A 17,987-nucleotide genomic window follows, 5' to 3' on the forward strand; every position below is an offset into this window, starting at 1 on the left:
CGGCGATGCCGGCAGCCGCGCATCCCGAGGCCGTCGGTCGCGTTGCGCATCCGAGTCGGGTAAGCGGCCGGCGAGAAGGATAGGCAGGAGGATCAAAGGTGATTGGTTATCGCGGTCGCGTTCTCGCCCTGGTCGCCGTCCTCCCCGCTCCCGCCCACGCGGCCTCGCCCTGGGAGGGGCTGTGGGCCGCGATGCAGGACCAGTGCGCCACCGCCAAGGCGGGCGTGGCCAACCCCGACATCACGGCGGTCAGGATCACGTCGGCCGAGGTCTTGGGCCACGACATGCGCTGCAAGCTCGTGAGCAAGCGCCCTCAGGGCGACGAGGTCGCGGTCACGATGCAGTGTGCCTCCGGCGCAGACCGCTGGACCCGCGCTGCCCAGTGGCAAGTCGGCGCAGGCGGCGCGATGCTGGTTCAGACCGAGGACGGGCAGAAGACGTTCTTCTACCGCTGCCGGTGACGCGGCGGCCCCGGGCGTGCCCTGATGGCGGGCACGGGCGCTTTCCGCCTCACCCACCCGCGCAGCTCGTCGGTGGCGCTTCATCCCGATCAACGCCGCCCCGCGCCGCCGTGCCACACTCGCCGGTCCAGTCGGGCCGGGGAAGGCGGGGCCTCCACTCACCCTCGCCCTGGGCCGGTCCGCGCAAGCCGCCATGCAAGCGAGGTCCCATGGCGGGCTGTCGCCCGACGGTTGCGGCGGCCGGGCTCGCTGCGGGGCGGAGCCCGGGCGATCGCTGCACCGACCGACCGCTGGATCGGGGATGTCATACGGGATCCGCTTGACCAAAGCGGATCCCGGATCAGGGGGTCGCTGCCGGTTCCGAAAGGGGCGCGGGCCGGAGGGCTCGGAGCTGAGATCGATCCCCGTTCGGACATGGCACTGGACAGGATCCCTGTCCGCCTCTGTCCATGCCGATCGATGGCAGATGTGTTGAGTTCGGGTCGGGCGACGACAAGCCAAGAGCTTGATAGAGATGGCGCTCCCAAGGGGACTCGAACCCCTGTTTTCGCCGTGAGAGGGCGACGTCCTAGACCGCTAGACGATGGGAGCTTGCCCGAGCGGTGAGCGGGGGTATAGCGACGGGCTCCCGGCTGCACAAGCCTGAAAACGCAGCGGGCGGACGCTTTTCGACGGGAGTGCAGGGTGGAGAACGAGGTCAGGGTCTCGGAGATTCCGGCAGGCGGGGCGCCCGAGCGCCTCGACCGCGCGCTCGCCCGCCTGTGGCCCGACCTCTCGCGCAACCGCCTCCAGGGACTGATCCGCGAGGGCGGGGTGCGCCTCGACGGGGCGGAGATCCGGGACGGGGCCGTGAAGGTCGCCGGCGGGCAGCGCGTGGCGGTCGCGGTGCCGCAGGCCCTGCCGGCGACGCCCGTGGCGCAGGCGCGCGATCTCGCCATCGTCTACGAGGACGACGACCTCATCGTGATCGACAAGCCCGCCGGCCTCGTCGTGCATCCGGCGCCCGGACATCCGGACGGGACCCTCGTCAACGCCCTGCTCGCCCATTGCGGGGCCAGCCTCTCGGGCATCGGCGGGGTGCGCCGGCCCGGCATCGTGCACCGCCTCGACAAGGACACGAGCGGCCTCCTCGTGGTCGCCAAGAACGACCTCGCCCATGCGGGCCTGAGCCTGCAATTCGCCGATCACGGGCGCTCGGGCATGCTGGAGCGCGCCTACCTCGCCCTGGTCTGGGGCGTGCCCGAGCCCCGCAACGGCACGATCGACGCCGCCCTGGCGCGCTCCGAGCGCAACCGCGAGAAGATCGCGGTCGTGCGCGCGGAGCAGGGCCGCCATGCGGTCACGCATTACCGCACCGAGGCCGTCCTCGGGGCGCGCGAGCCGGTCGGCCAGATCCGCTGCCGGCTGGAGACGGGACGCACGCACCAGATCCGCGTCCACCTCGCGCATCGCGGTCACCCGCTCCTCGGCGACAGAACCTACGGGGCGGCCTTCCGCACCAAGGCCGCCCGCCTCGATCCGGAGGCGCGGGAGGCCCTCGACGCCCTCGGCCGGCAGGCGCTGCACGCGGCCGTGCTGGGCTTCCTCCATCCGCGCAGCCACGCGGTCCTGCGCTTCGAGAGCCCGCTGCCCGCCGACCTCGCGCGGCTCGTCGCGGCGCTCGGCCCGCATGCCGGGGGCGCGGCCCGCGTCTGAGCGCCGCAGCGGCGCGCTCCCGCGCCTCCGCCGCCCCAACGCCGGCGGCGGGGCGGCGCATCGCGACGCATGCACCAACCCGAGGGTTGCGCGTTGATCGCGGCGGACCACCCGTCCGTCGCTACCCGCCGGCGCCCCGGCCTGCTATAAAGGCCGTTCGGACGGCCGGCCGCTCGGAGGCCGTTCGCGCTCGCCCTCGCCGGGGAGCTTCCAGGAGGTTTGAATGGCTGCTGCACTGCCGGTGCTCGCCAATGAGGGGGGCCTGTCCCGCTATCTCGACGAGATCCGTCGCTTCCCGATGCTGGAGCCGACGGAGGAGTACATGCTCGCCAAGAGCTGGCGCGAGCACGGAGACCGCGAGGCGGCCCACAAGCTGGTCACGTCCCACCTGCGCCTCGTCGCCAAGATCGCGATGGGCTATCGCGGCTACGGCCTGCCGATCGGCGAGGTCGTGTCCGAGGGCAATGTCGGCCTGATGCAGGCCGTGAAGCGCTTCGACCCCGACAAGGGCTTCCGCCTGGCCACCTATGCCATGTGGTGGATCAAGGCGGCGATTCAAGAATACATCCTGCGCTCGTGGTCGCTCGTGAAGATGGGCACGACCGCGAACCAGAAGAAGCTGTTCTTCAACCTGCGCAAGGCGAAGGGCCGCATCTCGGCCCTCGACGAGGGCGACCTGCGCCCCGAGCAGGTGAAGCAGATCGCCACGCGCCTCGGCGTGCCCGAGCAGGACGTGATCGAGATGAACCGCCGCCTCAGCGGCGACGCCTCGCTCAACGCCCCCCTGCGCGAGGAGGGCGAGGGCGAGTGGCAGGATTGGCTGGTGGATGACAGCCCGAGCCAGGAAGCCGTGCTCGCCCGCGAGGAGGAGGGGCAGAACCGCCTCGCCGCCCTGCGGGACGCGCTCAGCGTGCTCAACCCGCGCGAGCGGCGCATCTTCGAGGCCCGGCGCCTCGCCGAGGAGCCGATCACCCTGGAGGACCTGTCGAGCGAGTTCGGCGTCTCCCGCGAGCGGGTGCGCCAGATCGAGGTCAGGGCGTTCGAGAAGGTTCAGGACGCCGTGAAGCGCAACCTCGCCAGCCGCGAGACCGCGCGGACGAGCGTGCCGGCCTAGAGACCTTCCGCCGGCGGCGCCGTTCCGCGACGGCGCGAAGCGCCCTGGGGCGCGTCGCGACGGGTCGTACGAGATCCGACGGATTGCGTCGCCATGCGGATTTGGGTTTCGCTCAGGCGCCGCACGGGCGTGTCGGACGTTGTCCGGACGTGACCGTCCGGGAAGCGGATCAGGCCGTGCCCGGCGGGCCGTGCGACGCCGCGCGGCTCACTTCCACTGCTCGAAGGCCTCGCGCATCACCCGGTCGCCGGCGCTGCCCTTCTCGAAGGTCAGGATCGCCCGCCCGCCCGAGGCGTAGCGGATCGGCAGGTCGATCCAGTTGCGCCGCAGCATCAGGTCGGTGTTGCGCTCGATGTCGCCCTTGAGGTTCGAGAGGCCGATCAGGAAGATGTTCTCGCGCACGGGCACCGGCAGGCCGGAGACCGGGGAGCCGCGGGCGCTCTCGTCGTCCTTGAACTGCAGCAGGCCGACGTCGCGGACATTGCGCGAGGGGTCGGTCGGGGTGAAGGTCAGCTCGATCACGTGCGAGGCCGGCAGCGTCGCGTCGGTGTTGCGGCGGATCACCATGGCCACGGTCAGGCCGGCCTCCTGCGCTTCCGCGGTGGCGCGGACCACCGTCTGCAGCGGCTGACCCTGGCCGGCATTGACCGCATCGAGGCGCCAGACCACCTGGCCGGCGGCCGCCCGCGGTCCGTTATTCGGTCCGCCGGCCTCCTCGTAGAGGGTGGCGCGCTGGGCGATGGTGATGTCGGGGGCGCCGGCGCGGGTCGGCGGCGGGGCCGCCGCCGCCACGGGGGGCGCGGCCGGCGCGCGCTCGCCCCCGACGCGGTCGGCGAATTTGGAATCCTGCGGCTCGGGCGGGCGCTCGGCGGCGTTCTCGCTGATCTTCGACTGCACGGTCGCGGGGGTGTCGCGCAGCGACCAAGCCGCCGCCGCGATGGCGCCGATCACGGCCGCCAGCGCCGCCGCCACGATGCCGTTGCGCAACAGGCGCGAGCGGTCCCCCTTGGGCCGCACCACGTCGATGCGCGGCCGCTGCCGGGCCGGCGAATCGTCGGGGGCGAAGTCCGCCGCGGTCTCGACCGGGCGCGGGCGCTCGGGCTCGGGCAGCTTCAGGGCGACCGGGGGCCCGGGCTCGGGCAGGTCGGGCTCGGACGGGGGAGGCGGCTCCGCGGCCGCGGGGACCGCCGCCGGCGCGACCGCCGCCGCGGGCGCCTCGCCGGGGACGGCGGCCGCGGCGGCAGGCTCGGGCACCTTCGCGCCGAACTCGTCCTCGAGCCGGCCGATCGCGGCGTCGAGGGAGCGGCGCTCCGCGTCGATGTCCTCCTCGGAGAGGGGAGGGTCGAGGGAGCGCAGCTGCCCGGTCAGGGCCGCGCGCGCGCGCTCGTAGACCGCCTCGCGCATGTCCGGCGAGCGGTCGGGCAGCGCGTCGAGCGCCCGGGCGAGCAGGGGATAGTAATCTGCCATGATCCGGCGCCTGCCATGTCGCGGCAGAGCGGCCGCGTCAAGCTTCGCGGCGCCACACCCGGCCGCAAAGCCGACCGGCCTCAATCCCCGAAGGGCAAAGCCGACCGGCCTCAATCCTCGAAGGGATTGTGGACCAGGATGGTGTCGTCGCGCTCGGGCGAGGTCGACAGCAGGGCGACCGTGGCGCCGATCAGCTCCTCGATGCGCCGCACGTACTTGATCGCCTGGGCGGGCAGTTCGGCCCAGGAGCGCGCGCCCGCGGTGGTCTCGAACCAGCCGTCGATGGTCTCGTAGACCGGCTCGACCCGGGCCTGGTCCGCCTGACTCGCCGGCAGGTGGTCGATCAGCCTGCCGTCGAGGCGGTAGCCGGTGCAGATCTTGATCGTCTCGAACCCGTCCAGGATGTCGAGCTTGGTGAGCGCGATCCCGTCGATGCCGGAGGTGCGCACGGTCTGGCGGACGAGGGCGGCGTCGAACCAGCCGCAGCGGCGCTTGCGGCCCGTGACCACGCCGAACTCGCGGCCGCGCTCGCCGATCTTCTCGCCGATCGCGTCGGTGAGTTCGGTCGGGAAGGGGCCCTCGCCCACCCGGGTCGTGTAGGCCTTGACGATGCCGAGCACGTAGCCGATCGCCGAGGGGCCGAGGCCCGACCCGGTCGCGGCCTGCGCGGCGACGATGTTCGAGGACGTGACGTAGGGGTAGGTGCCGTGATCGACGTCGAGGAGCGCGCCCTGTGCCCCCTCGAACAGGATGCGCTGGCCGCCGCGCCGCGCCTCGTCGAGGAGCACCCACACCGTGTCGGCGTAGGGCAGGATCTTGGGAGCGATCGCGAGGAGCTCGGCCTTGAGCGCCGCCCCGTCCACCTCCTCGATGCCGAGGCCGCGCCGCAGGGCGTTGTGGTGGGCGAGGAGCCGCTCGATCTTGGCGCCGAGGAGCGCCTCGTCGGCGAGGTCGACCACCCGGATGGCGCGCCGCCCCACCTTGTCCTCGTAGGCCGGGCCGATGCCGCGCTTCGTGGTGCCGATCTTCAGGGTGGCGTTGGCGGTTTCGCGGAAATGGTCGAGCTCGCGGTGCAGCGGCAGGATCAGGGTCGCGTTGTCCGCGATGCGCAGGGTCTCGGGCGTGATCGAGACGCCCTGCGTGCCGATCCGCGCGATCTCGTCGACGAGGTGCCAGGGATCGACCACGACCCCGTTGCCGATCACCGAGAGCGTCCCGCCGCGCACGACGCCGGAGGGGAGCAGCGACAGCTTGTAGGTCACCCCGTCGATCACGAGCGTGTGGCCGGCATTGTGGCCGCCCTGGAAGCGCACCACCACGTCGGCCTGCTCGGCGAGCCAGTCGACGATCTTGCCCTTGCCCTCGTCGCCCCACTGGGCGCCCACGACGACGACGTTCGCCATCCTCTGATCCGATCCTGTGCACGCAGACGGACAGCCCCGGCGGCGGGCCGGGGCTGTCGCATCGGGCGGTCTTGGGCGATCCGGGCCGGGAAATCAAGGAAGGCCGGGGAACGCCGCGCGCCGCCCGACCCGCCTGCTCGGCCTCGCGCCGACTTGGCCTCGCGCCGACTTGGCCTCGCCTGCTTGGCCTCGCGCCTACTTGGCCTCGGTCGCCGGCCCGTTGCCCGGCAGGTCGCCCGGCCTGATCACCCGGGTGGAGTTCGGGTCGGGCACCGGCGGCTTCACGGTCATGTCGGGCGTGGCGGAGGTCGGCGGCTTCAGCACGCCGTCCGACCTCTCCAGCCTGTCGCTGAGGGTCGAGCCGGTCGCGTCGGTATCGGAGGGCGGGCGCATCTTCTCGGGGATGCGCTCGTTCGGCGGCGGCAGGGGCGAGGTGTCCCGCCCCTGGAGCGGCGCGCCGGGCGTTTGGGCCAAGCCCGCGGTCGTGAAGCCCGCGGTGGTGAGGCCCGCGGTGCCCATCAGCGCGGCGAGCGCGAGCACGGCACCGTGCGTCAGCTTCGGCATCTCTCTCTCCTGAGGTCTCGCCAGGGAAACCGGGCGGGGCGCCGTCCGGTTCCGGCAAAGCTCAGGAGGCCGGCGCGGGACCTCAGGCGGTCGCCATCTCCAGGTAGAGCCCGCGCAGGCGGCGGGTGTGGGGCCCGGGCTGGCCGCCGCCGACGCGCTGGCCGTCGATCTCGACCACCGGCATCACCAGGGCCGAGGCGCTGGTGAAGAACGCCTCCGCGGCCCGCAGCGCCTCGTCGAGGGAGAAGGGGCGCTCCTCGATGGTCAGGCCGGCCTCGGCGGCGAGGCGGATCACGGCCTGGCGGGTGATGCCGGGCAGGATCGCGGTCGAGAGCGGCCGGGTGACGATGCGCCCGTCCTCCGTGATGATGAAGGCCGTGGAGGAGCCGCCCTCGGTGACGAAGCCGTCCTCGTGCATCCAGGCCTCGTTGGCGCCGGCCGCCGCCGCCTGCTGCTTGGCCAGCACCTGCGCGAGGAGCGCCACCGACTTGATGTCCCGGCGCTTCCAGCGCAGGTCCTCGACCGAGATCACCTTGGCGCCGCGCTCGGCCAGGGGGTTGGCCGCGACGCTCTTCTCCTGCGTGAACATCACCACGGTCGGGGGCGTGCCGGCGGGCGGGAAGGGGAAGTCCCGCTCGTGGACGCCGCGCGTGACCTGCATGTAGACGAGGCCTTCCTTGAGGCTGTTGCGCGCCACGAGCCCCTCCTCCAGGGCGGTCCAGCCCTCCTGATCGAAGGGATTGGTGATGCCGATCTCCCGGAGCGAGCGGTCGAGGCGGGCGAGATGCGCCGCGTTGTCGACGAGCCGGCCGTTCAGCACCGCGCTGACCTCGTAGATCCCGTCCGCGAACAGGAAGCCGCGATCCATGATCGGGATCGCCGCCTCGGCGTAGGGGAGGAAGCGGCCGTTGACGTAGACGATGCGCGACATGGGTGATGGTCCTGCGGGGCAGCTTTTCCTTCAAGCATCGGAGACGATCCCGCCGCAAGCGCATTCCGCGGGCCTCCGGCATGCGGGGGAGGCGGTTGCGCCGCCCCGGGGCTCGGGGAGGGGCGTCCCCGGGGGGCCGAGCGGCCCTCAGCTCTCGCCGAAGACGCGGCGGAAGATCGTGTCGACGTGCTTGTAATGGTAGCCGAGGTCGAAGCAGGCCTCGATCGCCTCGGGCGAGAGCGCCGCGCTCACCTCCGGATCGGCCTTGAGCAGGGTCAGGAACTCGCCCTCGCCGCGCCAGACCGGCATCGCGTTGCGCTGCACGAGCCGATAGGCGTCCTCCCGCGACAGGCCGGCCTGGGTCAGGGCCAGCAGCACGCGCTGCGAGTGGACGAGGCCGCCGAGCCGGTCGAGGTTGCGCTGCATGTTGTCCGGATAGACGAGCAGCCTGTCGATCACCCCGGTGAGCCGCGCCAGGGCGAAGTCGAGGGTGACGGTGGCGTCCGGCCCGATCATCCGCTCGACCGAGGAATGCGAGATGTCGCGCTCGTGCCAGAGGGCGACGTTCTCCATCGCCGGCAGCGCGTAGGCGCGCACCATGCGGGCGAGCCCGGTCAGGTTCTCCGTCAGGACCGGGTTGCGCTTGTGCGGCATGGCCGAGGAGCCCTTCTGGCCCTCGGAGAAGTACTCCTCCGCCTCCAGCACCTCCGTGCGCTGCAGGTGGCGCACCTCGATCGCCAGCCGCTCGATCGAGGAGGCGATCACGCCGAGCGTCGCGAAGTACATGGCGTGGCGGTCGCGGGGGATGACCTGGGTCGAGACGGGCTCGGGCGTCAGGCCCATCTTCTCGGCCACGTATTCCTCGACCCGCGGGTCGATATTGGCGAAGGTGCCGACGGCGCCCGAGATCGCGCAGGTCGCGACCTCGCGCCGGGCCGCGACGAGCCGCTCGCGGGCGCGGGCGAATTCCGCGTGGGCCTGGGCGAGCTTCAGCCCGAAGGTGACCGGCTCGGCGTGGATGCCGTGCGAGCGGCCGATGGTCGGGGTGAGCTTGTGCTCGAAGGCCCGGCGCCGCAGGGCGGCGAGCAGCCCGTCGAGATCCGCCAGGAGGAGGTCGGTGGCGCGCACCAGCTGCACGTTGAGGCAGGTGTCGAGCACGTCCGACGAGGTCATGCCCTGGTGGACGAAGCGGGCCTCCGGCCCGACGATCTCGGCGAGGTGGGTCAGGAACGCGATCACGTCGTGCTTGGTGACGCGCTCGATCTCGTCGATGCGCGCCACGTCGAAGACCGCGTCGCGGCCCTTCTCCCAGACCTTCTCCGCGGCCTCCCTCGGCACGACGCCGATCTCGGCGAGCGCCGTGGTGGCGTGCGCCTCGATCTCGAACCAGATCCGGAAGCGCGTCTCCGGCGACCAGATCGCCGTCATCTCGGGGCGGCTGTAACGGGGGATCATCGGGCGCCTCGCATGCGGAAGGATCTGAGCATGCGGGCGCGGGTAGCACGGGGCGGGGAGGGGCTCAACGCGCCGCCGCGCCGCCGCGAACCGCCTTGACCCGCGAGGCGACCGCATGCCCTAACTTGACGTAGCGGCAGTTGGGATGCGTCGCCGCGGCGAGGCGCTGTCTTCGGGATGCGGAGCATGGCTGGATTGGCCGGACCGGACGGGAATGCCCGCGCGGCGGGTCGGGAGGCGGCCGGATGGCCGGGTGCCGGGCCGGCCGCCGCGGTCGCGGTGCTGACCGCGCTCCTCGGCTGGTTCTGGATCCTGCCCGCCACGCGGCAGGCGACCGGTCCAGACGCCGCGTCGGTGAGCCTCCTCGACGAGGTCGCCCCGGAGGATCTTCAGGATGCCGTGGCGACGCTCGACCCGTCGGATCCCCTGGTCGCGCAGATCCGGCAGCGGCGCGAACGCTGCGCCGTGAGGCTCGCCTGGGTGTCGATCGTGCGCGCACCGAAGGCGGCGGCGGGGTCGATCCGGCTGCGGTCGGGCCCCTACGTCTCTACCGCCTTCAGCCTGCCCGATGCCCCGCGCCGCGTCGCGATCCCCTATCCGGCACCCTACGAGGCGGGACGCGGCACCCTCGCGGTCTTCCGCGCGGGCGGCGCCGCGACCCTCGCGCTGATGCCGGCGTGGCAGGTCCCGCCGGGAGCGGGCGAGGCGACCCAGCCGGTGACGTGGCGCCCCTCCGCGCGCTGCGGCCGCGCGGATGGCTAAGCCCTTGAGGTGGCTTCGCGACCAGCTCGGTCCGACACCGGTCGTCAGCCTGTGCATGCTCGCGATGGTGGGCCTGTCCATCCTGTCGGTGTTCCGCATCACGCCGACCGTCCCGGCCTGGCTGGGCTACGGCTCGCTCGCAACCCTGGTCGCGGGTGCGAATGCCTGCGCGGTCGCGCGCGTGATGCGGCTCTGGCCGCTTGTCGCCGGCATGCGCCCGGGCGCCTTCCGCGTCGTCCCGACCGGCCCGCACGAGGCCGTCGCTTCGCTCGACCGGCTGATCGGCCTCGCCGAGGTGAAGGCGGAACTCCGCACGCTGATCGAGCGCCTCAAGGTCGAGGCCGCCCGCCGCGACGCGGGGATGCCGGTCAGCCCCCTCTCCCTGCACATGGTGTTCACGGGCCCGCCGGGCGTCGGCAAGACCGTCGTCGCCCGCCTGTACGGCGCCGCCCTGCGCGAACTCGGGGTTCTCGAGAGCGGCCACATCGTCGAGACCGACCGCTCCGGGCTGGTGGCGGGCTATGTCGGCCAGACCGCGCTCAAGACGCGCCAGCGCATCGCCGAGGCGCTCGACGGGGTGCTGTTCATCGACGAGGCCTACGCGCTCGCGCCGCGGCAGGGCGACGCGTTCGGCCAGGAGGCGATCGACACCCTCCTCAAGGAGATGGAGGACCAGCGCGACCGGCTGGTCGTCATCGTCGCGGGCTACCCGGAACCGCTGCAGGACTTCCTGCACAGCAATCCCGGCCTGCCCTCGCGCTTCACGAAGACCCTCTCCTTCGCGCCCTACGACGACGACGAACTGCTCGCGATCATCCGGGCGATGGCCGAAGCGGAGGGGCTGCGCTTCGAGGACGGGTGCGACGCGCGCCTGAGGGCCTCCTTCGCGCGCGAGCGCGCGCGACCGAGCTTCGCGAATGCCCGGACCGCCCGAACCTTGCTGGAACGCGCGCGGGAGGCGCAGGCGGTCAGGATCGGGCCGCTTCTCGGTGCCGGCAGCGTCGATCTCGCGACCCTCACCGCCGACGACGTCGAGGCGGCGACGGGGCGTGCCGCATGAGCGCGGCCCTTGCCAAGCTCGCCTACATCCACCGCCGTCTCTGGCAGCGGGACGGCACCTATCGGGCCGCCTTCCTGCTCGGGCCGATGCCGCTGCTGGGCGCCGCCGTCGCGGCCGCGCTCTGGTTCGGCCTCGCGGTGGCGGAGGCGCCCGCGCCGGCGCGCCCAGCCCCGCCTCCCTGGGCGGAGCCGCATGCCGGCCCGCTTCCGTCCGGGCCCCTGCGCGCCGAACCGCCGGTCGCCCCGCTGCCCGCCGCGCGGGCGGGCGGAGGCTATGTCGGCTACGAGACGGGCTGGTACGGGACCCTGCACAAGGTGGAGATGAGCCCGAGCCTGGAGATCACCGTGGCGCCGGCCCCCTCGGGCCGGTTCACGGTCGAGGACGCGCAACTCGACGTGGGGCCGATCCTGACCGCGAGCGTCGCGGCCGCGCCCGCGAACTACCTCGGAACGGCGAATGCCCTCCTGGCCGTGCAGGATCCGGGCTCCTACGGCTTCGCGATGCGGATCGAGCGCGGCGCGGGTCCGCCGGCCGATTGCCTGCGCCGCCTGATCGTCGCCGGCCAGCGGCTGTTCTCCGTCGTGAGCGTGAACCTCGGCGAGGGGACGACGCGCGACGTCCCGCCGGTCGCGCTGGACATGACGCCAGGCCTCTACCGCATCACCGCGTACTTCGGGTGCTGGCGCAACGGCCAGCCGGTCGGTCCGGCGCGGGGCGTCGTCCTCGTGCGCCGCCCCGGCGACGCGACCCCGCTGCCGGCCCGCCCAGGGGAGATCCTGCGCCCGATCCTGCCGCCCCACCGCGCCGAATGACCGACCGGGCTGCCTTCCCTCGGCGAACTCAGCCCACCCGCGCCCAGCCCTGCGGCATCAGGCGCTCCTGGGGCCCGAACTTGGCCTTGTAATCCATCTTGCGCGAACCCTCGACCCAGTAGCCGAGATAGAGGTAGGGCAGGCCGAGCAGCCGCGCCCGCTCGATGTGGTCGAGGATCATGAAGGTGCCGAGGGAGCGGTCGGCCTCGGACGGCTCGTAGAAGGAATAGACCATCGAGAGCCCGTCCGAGAGGACGTCGGTCAGGCAGACGGCGATCGGCGCCCCGACCCCGCGGCCGTTGATCGCCGTGTCCGGCCCGCGCTTGCGGTAGACGACGAGGTGCGTCTCGACGTGGCTGTCCTCGACCATCATGGCGTAGTCGAGCACGGTCATGTCGACCATGCCGCCGTCGCCGTGCCGGGCGTCGAGGTAGCGGCGGAACAGCGCGTACTGCTCCGAGGCCGGGCGGTTCGGCTGCGGCTGGCCCACGAGGTCCCGGTTGCGCTTCAGCACCCGGCGCTGGCTCGCGCTCGGCTCGAAATCCCCCACCACCACCCGCACCGAGACGCAGGCCCGGCAGGTCTCGCAGGCCGGCCGGTAGGCGATGGTCTGCGAGCGGCGGAAGCCGCCCTGGGTGAGGATCTCGTTGAGGTCGCGGGCGCGCCGCCCGACCAGGTGCGTGAACACCTTCCGCTCGTGCTGACCCGGCAGGTAGGGACAGGGCGAGGGCGCCGTGAGGTAGAACTGAGGGGCGTCGCGCGGATGGCTCGTCACGCTGGGGACCGCTCGCTGGGGCGGCGCGCGCGCACCGCGGACCCCACCATAGCACTCCCGTTCGGCGGCTCAACAAGGCCCCACGCACGAAGCTCCCGGCTCATCCCCAGCCCCCGCTCAGGCCACGCGCACGATCGCGAGGCCGACGACGAGGTCGTGGCCGGTGCGGCGATCCGCCCGCAGGAGACCGATGCCGAGGTCGCACAGCCAGAGCAGGAAGGTCGAGACCGCCACGTAGAACAGCAGCGCGTGCACGCCCGCGGTGATCCAGTCGACCGGGGCGCCGGTCTCCGCCTGCACGCCGCGCAATCCCAGCATCCGCATGCCGTAGGTGCTCTGTCCGGCCCCGCCCAGGGTCATCGCGCTGTAGAGGATGCCGCTCGCCGGCAGGATCGCGAACAGGGTCCAGCCGAGGCCGAAGGTGATCACGCCCAGGAAGGCGATCGCGAGCCAGAGCAGGCAGGTGAAGCCGAAGATGAAGAGGATGTCGAGGAGGTAGGCGAGGAAGCGCCGCGTCAGCGAGGCGTGCGCGACGGGCAAAGGCGTGCCGTAGCCGGGCGCGGCCTGCGGGTAGCCCTGCCCCTGCCAGCCCTGCCCCTGCCCCTGCCAGGACGGGTCCTGCCAGTTGTTGCCCTGCCACGAATTCGCCATCGCCCGCGCTCCCTCGGGTGCGTTCCGAAGATCAAGTGGCGTCGCGGCCGGCCTCGCTCAAGACCCGCCCTTCGCATCATCGGGCGGGGGTCGCCGGGTCGGCGGCAGGAATGGCGCGGGAGCAAGATTCCCGGCAGACTTGCCCCGCGCAAGTCTGCTCAGGCCGTCGCCGTGGCGGTGCCGTGCGGGCCGATGCGGCGCGGATCGAGGCCCTCGGCCGCGAGCGTCGCCAGGATCTCGGCGGTGTGGCCGGGGCCGCGGGTCTCGATGGTCACGTCGATCGTCACGCTCTTGGCCGGCACGTCGAGGTGGAGGCGCCCGTGCGACACCTCCAGGATGTTGACGCCGAGTTCGCCGAGGCGCCCGGTCACCCGCCCGAGCACGCCGGGGCGGTCGCTCGCGGTCAGGCGAAAGGAGACGATGCGGTCCTCCCGCTCCAGCTCGCGGACCATCACGGAGGCCAGGAGCCGCGCGTCGATGTTGCCGCCGCAGAGCACGAGGCCGACCTTGCGCCCGGCGAAGCGGTCGGGATGGGCCAGCAAGGCCGCGAGCCCGGCCGCCCCCGCCCCCTCGGCGAGGCTGCGCTGCAGGGTGGCGTAGTCGTGCACCGCGCGCTCGATCTCGGGCTCGCCGACGAGGAGGATCTCCCGCACCCGGTCGCGGATGATCGGCAGGGTGAACCGCCCGACCGTCTTGACGGCGATGCCCTCCGCCAGGGTCGGCCCGCCGATCGGGCGCGCGCCGCCGTCGATCGCGTTCAGGAAGGAGGGGTAGAAGGCCGCCTCGACGCCGTAGAGGTCGAGGTCCGGCCGGGCGGAGGCGGCGACCGCCATCCCGGCCATCAGCCCGCCGCCGCCGATCGGCACCACGAGGCAGTCGAGGTCGGGCGCATCCTCCAGCATCTCCAGGGCGACCGTGCCCTGGCCGGCCATCACGGCCGGGTCGTCGTAGGGGTGGACCAGGACGAGGCCCCGCGTCTCGACGAGGTCGCGGGCGGTCTCGGCCGCCTCGACCAGCGTCTCGCCCTCCAGGAGCACGGTGGCGCCGTGGGCGCGGGTGTTCTCGACCTTCACGAGGGGGGTCGTGGCCGGCATCACGATCGTGGCCGGGATGCCGAGGCGCCTCGCGTGATAGGCCACCGCCTGGGCGTGGTTGCCGGCCGACATCGCCACCACGCCGCGGCGGCGCTCGTCGGCGTCGAGCCGGCTCAGGCGGTTGGCCGCGCCGCGCTCCTTGAAGGCCCCGGTCGCCTGCATGTTCTCGTGCTTGACGAAGACCCGGGCGCCGGTGACCTCCGACAGGCGCGGCGCCGGCACCAGCGGCGTGCGCAGCACGTGGCCCCGGATGGTCTCGGCGGCCCGGGCGACGTCGTCCGGGCCGATGACGTAGGGTTCGCTCAAGACACGCCCTCGCGCTCGGCGCCGCATCCGCGGCGATTCCCGCCGTCAGAATGATCCCGGCCGCCCGCGGAGTCGATGCGCGCGTCGGCACGGCCCACCGGCCAGGGGCGATCGCCCGGCCGCGGCGTCAGCCGGGGGCGGGCTCGGCCGCCGCCGCGTCGGGCGTGTCGAGGTAGTAGTGCTTGAGGAGGTAGAGGGCGGCCTCGCCGACCTGGCCGCGGTCGCTCAGCACCCCGCCGAGATCGACGCGGCTCATCTCCGAGAAGCGGCACACCACCCAGCGGGTGAGGGGCGGGCGCCCGGGGCGCTCCTCGACGAAGTCGATGCGGATGCTGCGGGGCGCGCGCCCGGGCGCGGCGCCGAGCACCCGCGCCCGCCCGCCCTCCGCCACCAGGGTCGGCAGCACGCGCCGGCAGACCCGCTCCTGGGCGGGGTCGAGGTCGGGCGCGCAGGCCGCGAGGGCGACCGCCGACGCGGCGAGGATGACGGCCGTCCTCACCCGGCCCGCAGGCGCTCCGCGACCCGCGGCGCGAAATAGGTGAAGATGCCGTCCGCGCCCGCGCGCTTGAAGGCCACCAAGCTCTCGATCATGGCGCGCTCGCCGTCGAGCCAGCCGTTCTGGGCCGCCGCCGCGATCATCGCGTACTCGCCCGAGACCTGGTAGGCGAAGGTCGGCACGCCGAAGCCTTCCTTCACCCGCCGGATGATGTCGAGGTAGGGAAGGCCGGGCTTCACCATCACGGAATCGGCCCCCTCCTCCAGGTCGAGCGCGACTTCGCGCAGCGCCTCCTCGGTGTTGCCGGGGTCCATCTGGTAGGTGCGCTTGTCGCCCTTGAGCGTCGCGCTGGTGCCGATCGCGTCCCGGAACGGGCCGTAGAAGGCGCTCGCGTACTTGGCCGCGTAGGCCATGATCTGCACGTCGCGGAAGCCCGAGCGGTCGAGCCCCGCGCGGATCGCGCCGACGCGCCCGTCCATCATGTCGGAGGGGGCGATCACGTCGGTGCCGGCCTCGGCCTGGATCAGGCTCTGCTCGACCAGGAGCGCCACGGTCTCGTCGTTGACGATCACGGTGTCGTCGAGGAGCCCGTCATGGCCGTGGCTGGTATAGGGGTCGAGGGCGACGTCCGTGATCACGCCGAGTTCCGGCACCGCCGCCTTCACGGCCCGCACCGCCCGGCAGACGAGGTTGTTGCGGTTGAGCGCCTCCGAGCCGGTCTCGTCCCGCAGCGAGGGCTCGACGTAGGGGAAGAAGGCGATGGCCGGGATCCGCAGGGCGGCCGCGCGCTCGGCCTCGCGCACCGCCTCGTCGACGCTCAGCCGCTCGACGCCCGGCATGGAGGGCACCGGCTCGCGCCGGCGCTCGCCCTCGATGACGAAGAGCGGCCAGATCAGGTCGTCGAGGGTCAGCACGGTCTCGCGCACGAGCCGGCGCGACCACTCCGCCTTGCGGTTGCGGCGCGGCCGCTGGGTCAGGGACAGGCCGGGGGCGGTCTCGGTCCGGGCGGCGTCGCGGGCGAGGGGCCGGACGAAGGGCTGGATCTGCGACATCGAATTCGAGACCTCCCGGACCCGCGGGCACGGGCCGCTGTCATTCTTCTCATGAAGCCCTAGCACAGACCCGCGCCGCCTCGGAACCCGTCCGGGACGGCCCCGGCCGCATGGCAGGCAGCAAACGGGCGCGCCCGTCGCGTTGACGCACTCCCCGGCGGCTGGTTTACGGCCCCAGCAGGTCAGGAAGGATGCCGATGGCGGGCGATATGGCGGGCGACGCGGAGACCCACGTCCTGGTCGAGCGGCGGGGGACGGCGGGGTGCCTCACCCTCAACCGCCCGCAGGCCCTCAACGCGCTCGATCTCGGCATGGTGCGGCGCCTGCGCGCCGCCCTCGACGCGTGGCTGGCGGATCCCGGGGTGACGCGCATCGTGCTGCGCGGCGCCGGGCGCGCCTTCTGCGCGGGCGGCGACATCCGGCACCTCCACGACGAGGCGCGGGCGCGGGGCCCGCGGGCGCCCGACGCCTTCTGGCGGGCGGAATACGCGCTCAACGCCCTGATCCACCGCTACCCCAAGCCGATCGTGTCGCTGATCGACGGGATCGTGATGGGCGGGGGCGTCGGGCTGTCGCTGCACGGCGCGCACCGCGTCGCGGGGGAGCGCTACCTGTTCGCGATGCCGGAGGTGGGGATCGGCTTCTTCCCGGATGTCGGGGCGACCTACGCGCTGCCGCGCCTGCCGGGCGCCTTCGGAACCTACCTCGCCCTCACCGGCGACCGGGTCGGGCCGGGGGACGGCCTCGCCTTCGGGCTCGCGACGCGGGCGGCGCCGGCCGCCGCCTTCGAGGCGATCACGGAGCGGCTCGCCGCGGGGGAGCCGGTCGAGGCGGCGCTGGGCGAGAGCGAGGCGCCCCCGCCCGGGCCGCTCCACGCCGCCCGCGAGGTGATCGATTCCTGCTTCTCGGCCGAGAGCGTGGCGGCGGTGCTGGCCCGGCTCGACGCGGCGGCGCGGGAGGGCTCCGCCTTCGCGGGCAAGGCCGCCGCCACGATCCGCACGCGCTCGCCCACCAGCGTCGCCGTCGCCTTCGCGCAGATGCGCCGGGGCATCGCCATGAGTTTCCCGGAGGCGATGCTGACCGAGTACCGGATCGTCACCCGCATCCTCGAAGGACACGACTTCTACGAGGGGGTGCGCGCCACCCTGATCGACAAGGACGGCGCCCCGCGCTGGCGGCCCGAGCGCCTCGAGGCGGTCACGGCGGAGGCGGTGGAGGCGCATTTCGCGCCCCTGCCCGACGAGCCCCGGTTCACCTGAGATGCGCGGCCTCCCCAGGGCCCGCAGCGGCCCCTCGCGCGGCCTCGCCCTGTCGGAGGACGGGGGCGACCGCATCGAGCGCAATCCTCAGCCGCCCGGCACCCGCTGGGACGTGGTGCTGATCTGGCTCATGCGCATCGTCGCGGTGATCTGGATGATCAAGGGCCTCAGCGCCTGGGCGGAGATCCTGGGCGCCCGGCCCGGCGCCCAGCCCTTCGAGGGCGCGCCGGTGGGGCGTCAGGCGGTCATCATCTATTTCGGGGTGATCGACCTCCTGGCCGCGGTCGGGCTCTGGCTCGGCACCGCCTGGGGCGGCGTCGTCTGGCTGCTCGCCGCGACCTCGGCCTTCGTGCTGGCGCTGCTCACCCCGCAGCTCCTGCCGATGAGTGTGCCGAACCTTGCCTTCGACGGGACGATCGTCGTCCTCTACTTCACCGTCTCCTGGCTCGCCTCGCGCGAGATGCGGTGACCGGGGACGCCGGGGCCGCGACCGGCGGCTTTATCGTCGATTTACCCACATCGGTAAATCGAGAATTTAGCGTATCGTTTAAACCCACATTCACGGGGCCCTCCTAGGTTGGCTGCATAAGCGGAGCGGACAACACCGCCCAGCAGGCAGTACAGAGAGGC

General features: G+C 73.0%; 18 protein-coding genes and 1 tRNA gene. 8 read left to right on the forward strand and 11 right to left on the reverse strand.

Annotated features, from left to right (window positions below; translation table 11 throughout):
• Positions 1 to 98: 98 nt before the first annotated feature.
• Complete coding sequence (locus tag MET2598_RS0127840) at positions 99 to 461, forward strand: hypothetical protein (protein WP_018263097.1); 363 nt, start codon at positions 99 to 101, stop codon at positions 459 to 461.
• A gap of 515 nt (positions 462 to 976) precedes the next feature.
• Here the strand turns inward: MET2598_RS0127840 and MET2598_RS0127845 are convergent.
• Positions 977 to 1,052: transfer RNA gene (locus MET2598_RS0127845), tRNA-Glu, on the reverse strand.
• Between the two features lie 93 nt (positions 1,053 to 1,145).
• On the opposite strand from MET2598_RS0127845, the gene MET2598_RS0127850 reads away from it, so the two are divergent.
• On the forward strand, positions 1,146 to 2,156 hold the full coding sequence (locus tag MET2598_RS0127850) for an RluA family pseudouridine synthase (protein WP_018263098.1): 1,011 nt from the start codon (positions 1,146 to 1,148) through the stop codon (positions 2,154 to 2,156).
• Positions 2,157 to 2,379: 223 nt separating this feature from the next.
• The gene (rpoH, locus tag MET2598_RS0127855; protein WP_012336466.1) at positions 2,380 to 3,270 is read left to right on the forward strand and encodes an RNA polymerase sigma factor RpoH; all 891 of its coding nucleotides are present in this window, start codon (positions 2,380 to 2,382) and stop codon (positions 3,268 to 3,270) included.
• A 207-nt stretch (positions 3,271 to 3,477) separates the two neighbouring features.
• Here rpoH and MET2598_RS0127860 read toward each other — a convergent pair whose 3' ends face one another.
• The 5 genes from MET2598_RS0127860 to purB form a co-directional block, all read right to left on the reverse strand.
• A complete protein-coding gene (locus tag MET2598_RS0127860) occupies positions 3,478 to 4,737 on the reverse strand; it encodes a hypothetical protein (protein ID WP_018263100.1) in 1,260 nt (419 codons plus the stop codon).
• 110 nt (positions 4,738 to 4,847) lie between these two features.
• Positions 4,848 to 6,140, reverse strand: coding sequence for an adenylosuccinate synthase (locus MET2598_RS0127865; protein ID WP_012336464.1), 1,293 nt, complete (start codon positions 6,138 to 6,140; stop codon positions 4,848 to 4,850).
• A gap of 195 nt (positions 6,141 to 6,335) precedes the next feature.
• Positions 6,336 to 6,704, reverse strand: a complete 369-nt coding sequence (locus MET2598_RS0127870) for a hypothetical protein (protein ID WP_012336463.1) — start codon at positions 6,702 to 6,704, stop codon at positions 6,336 to 6,338.
• An 82-nt stretch (positions 6,705 to 6,786) separates the two neighbouring features.
• On the reverse strand, positions 6,787 to 7,635 hold the full coding sequence (locus tag MET2598_RS0127875) for a D-amino-acid transaminase (protein ID WP_018263101.1): 849 nt from the start codon (positions 7,633 to 7,635) through the stop codon (positions 6,787 to 6,789).
• A 147-nt stretch (positions 7,636 to 7,782) separates the two neighbouring features.
• Entirely contained in the window at positions 7,783 to 9,090 is a 1,308-nt protein-coding gene (gene purB / locus MET2598_RS0127880; RefSeq protein WP_018263102.1) for an adenylosuccinate lyase, read from the reverse strand.
• Between the two features lie 186 nt (positions 9,091 to 9,276).
• On the opposite strand from purB, the gene MET2598_RS0127885 reads away from it, so the two are divergent.
• Genes MET2598_RS0127885 through MET2598_RS0127895 form a run of 3 tightly spaced genes read left to right on the forward strand, consistent with a single transcriptional unit; the run spans position 9,277 to position 11,724 of the window.
• Positions 9,277 to 9,852 carry a hypothetical protein gene (locus MET2598_RS0127885; RefSeq protein ID WP_236728825.1) on the forward strand — a complete coding sequence of 192 codons (576 nt, stop codon included), beginning with the start codon at positions 9,277 to 9,279 and terminating at the stop codon, positions 9,850 to 9,852.
• 4 nt (positions 9,853 to 9,856) lie between these two features.
• The gene (locus tag MET2598_RS0127890; protein WP_236728826.1) at positions 9,857 to 10,912 is read left to right on the forward strand and encodes an AAA family ATPase; all 1,056 of its coding nucleotides are present in this window, start codon (positions 9,857 to 9,859) and stop codon (positions 10,910 to 10,912) included.
• Positions 10,909 to 11,724 (forward strand): hypothetical protein, encoded by an 816-nt coding sequence (locus tag MET2598_RS0127895; RefSeq protein WP_018263105.1) that lies wholly within the window; start codon positions 10,909 to 10,911, stop codon positions 11,722 to 11,724. The genes MET2598_RS0127890 and MET2598_RS0127895 overlap by 4 nt, the downstream gene beginning before the upstream one ends.
• Before the next feature lie 28 nt (positions 11,725 to 11,752).
• Here the strand turns inward: MET2598_RS0127895 and MET2598_RS0127900 are convergent, their stop codons facing one another.
• From MET2598_RS0127900 to hemB, 5 genes are all read right to left on the reverse strand, one after another.
• Entirely contained in the window at positions 11,753 to 12,499 is a 747-nt protein-coding gene (locus MET2598_RS0127900) for an arginyltransferase (protein ID WP_012336457.1), read from the reverse strand.
• 117 nt (positions 12,500 to 12,616) lie between these two features.
• Positions 12,617 to 13,150 carry an RDD family protein gene (locus MET2598_RS0127905; RefSeq protein ID WP_018263106.1) on the reverse strand — a complete coding sequence of 178 codons (534 nt, stop codon included), beginning with the start codon at positions 13,148 to 13,150 and terminating at the stop codon, positions 12,617 to 12,619.
• A gap of 158 nt (positions 13,151 to 13,308) precedes the next feature.
• Positions 13,309 to 14,550 carry a threonine ammonia-lyase gene (locus MET2598_RS0127910; RefSeq protein ID WP_018263107.1) on the reverse strand — a complete coding sequence of 414 codons (1,242 nt, stop codon included), beginning with the start codon at positions 14,548 to 14,550 and terminating at the stop codon, positions 13,309 to 13,311.
• A gap of 127 nt (positions 14,551 to 14,677) precedes the next feature.
• Positions 14,678 to 15,049, reverse strand: coding sequence for a hypothetical protein (locus tag MET2598_RS0127915; RefSeq protein WP_018263108.1), 372 nt, complete (start codon positions 15,047 to 15,049; stop codon positions 14,678 to 14,680).
• A complete protein-coding gene (gene hemB / locus MET2598_RS0127920; RefSeq protein ID WP_012336453.1) occupies positions 15,046 to 16,098 on the reverse strand; it encodes a porphobilinogen synthase in 1,053 nt (350 codons plus the stop codon). Before hemB ends, MET2598_RS0127915 begins: the two co-directional genes overlap by 4 nt.
• A gap of 197 nt (positions 16,099 to 16,295) precedes the next feature.
• Between hemB and MET2598_RS0127925 the strand changes: the two genes are divergently transcribed.
• Together MET2598_RS0127925 and MET2598_RS0127930 are read left to right on the forward strand one after the other, a co-directional pair.
• Positions 16,296 to 17,357 carry an enoyl-CoA hydratase/isomerase family protein gene (locus MET2598_RS0127925; RefSeq protein WP_018263109.1) on the forward strand — a complete coding sequence of 354 codons (1,062 nt, stop codon included), beginning with the start codon at positions 16,296 to 16,298 and terminating at the stop codon, positions 17,355 to 17,357.
• Position 17,358: 1 nt separating this feature from the next.
• The gene (locus tag MET2598_RS0127930) at positions 17,359 to 17,826 is read left to right on the forward strand and encodes a DUF6163 family protein (RefSeq protein WP_018263110.1); all 468 of its coding nucleotides are present in this window, start codon (positions 17,359 to 17,361) and stop codon (positions 17,824 to 17,826) included.
• The last annotated feature ends 161 nt before the right edge of the window (positions 17,827 to 17,987 follow it).

It is taken from the genome of Methylobacterium sp. WSM2598 (genome assembly GCF_000379105.1).
GTDB lineage: Bacteria > Pseudomonadota > Alphaproteobacteria > Rhizobiales > Beijerinckiaceae > Methylobacterium.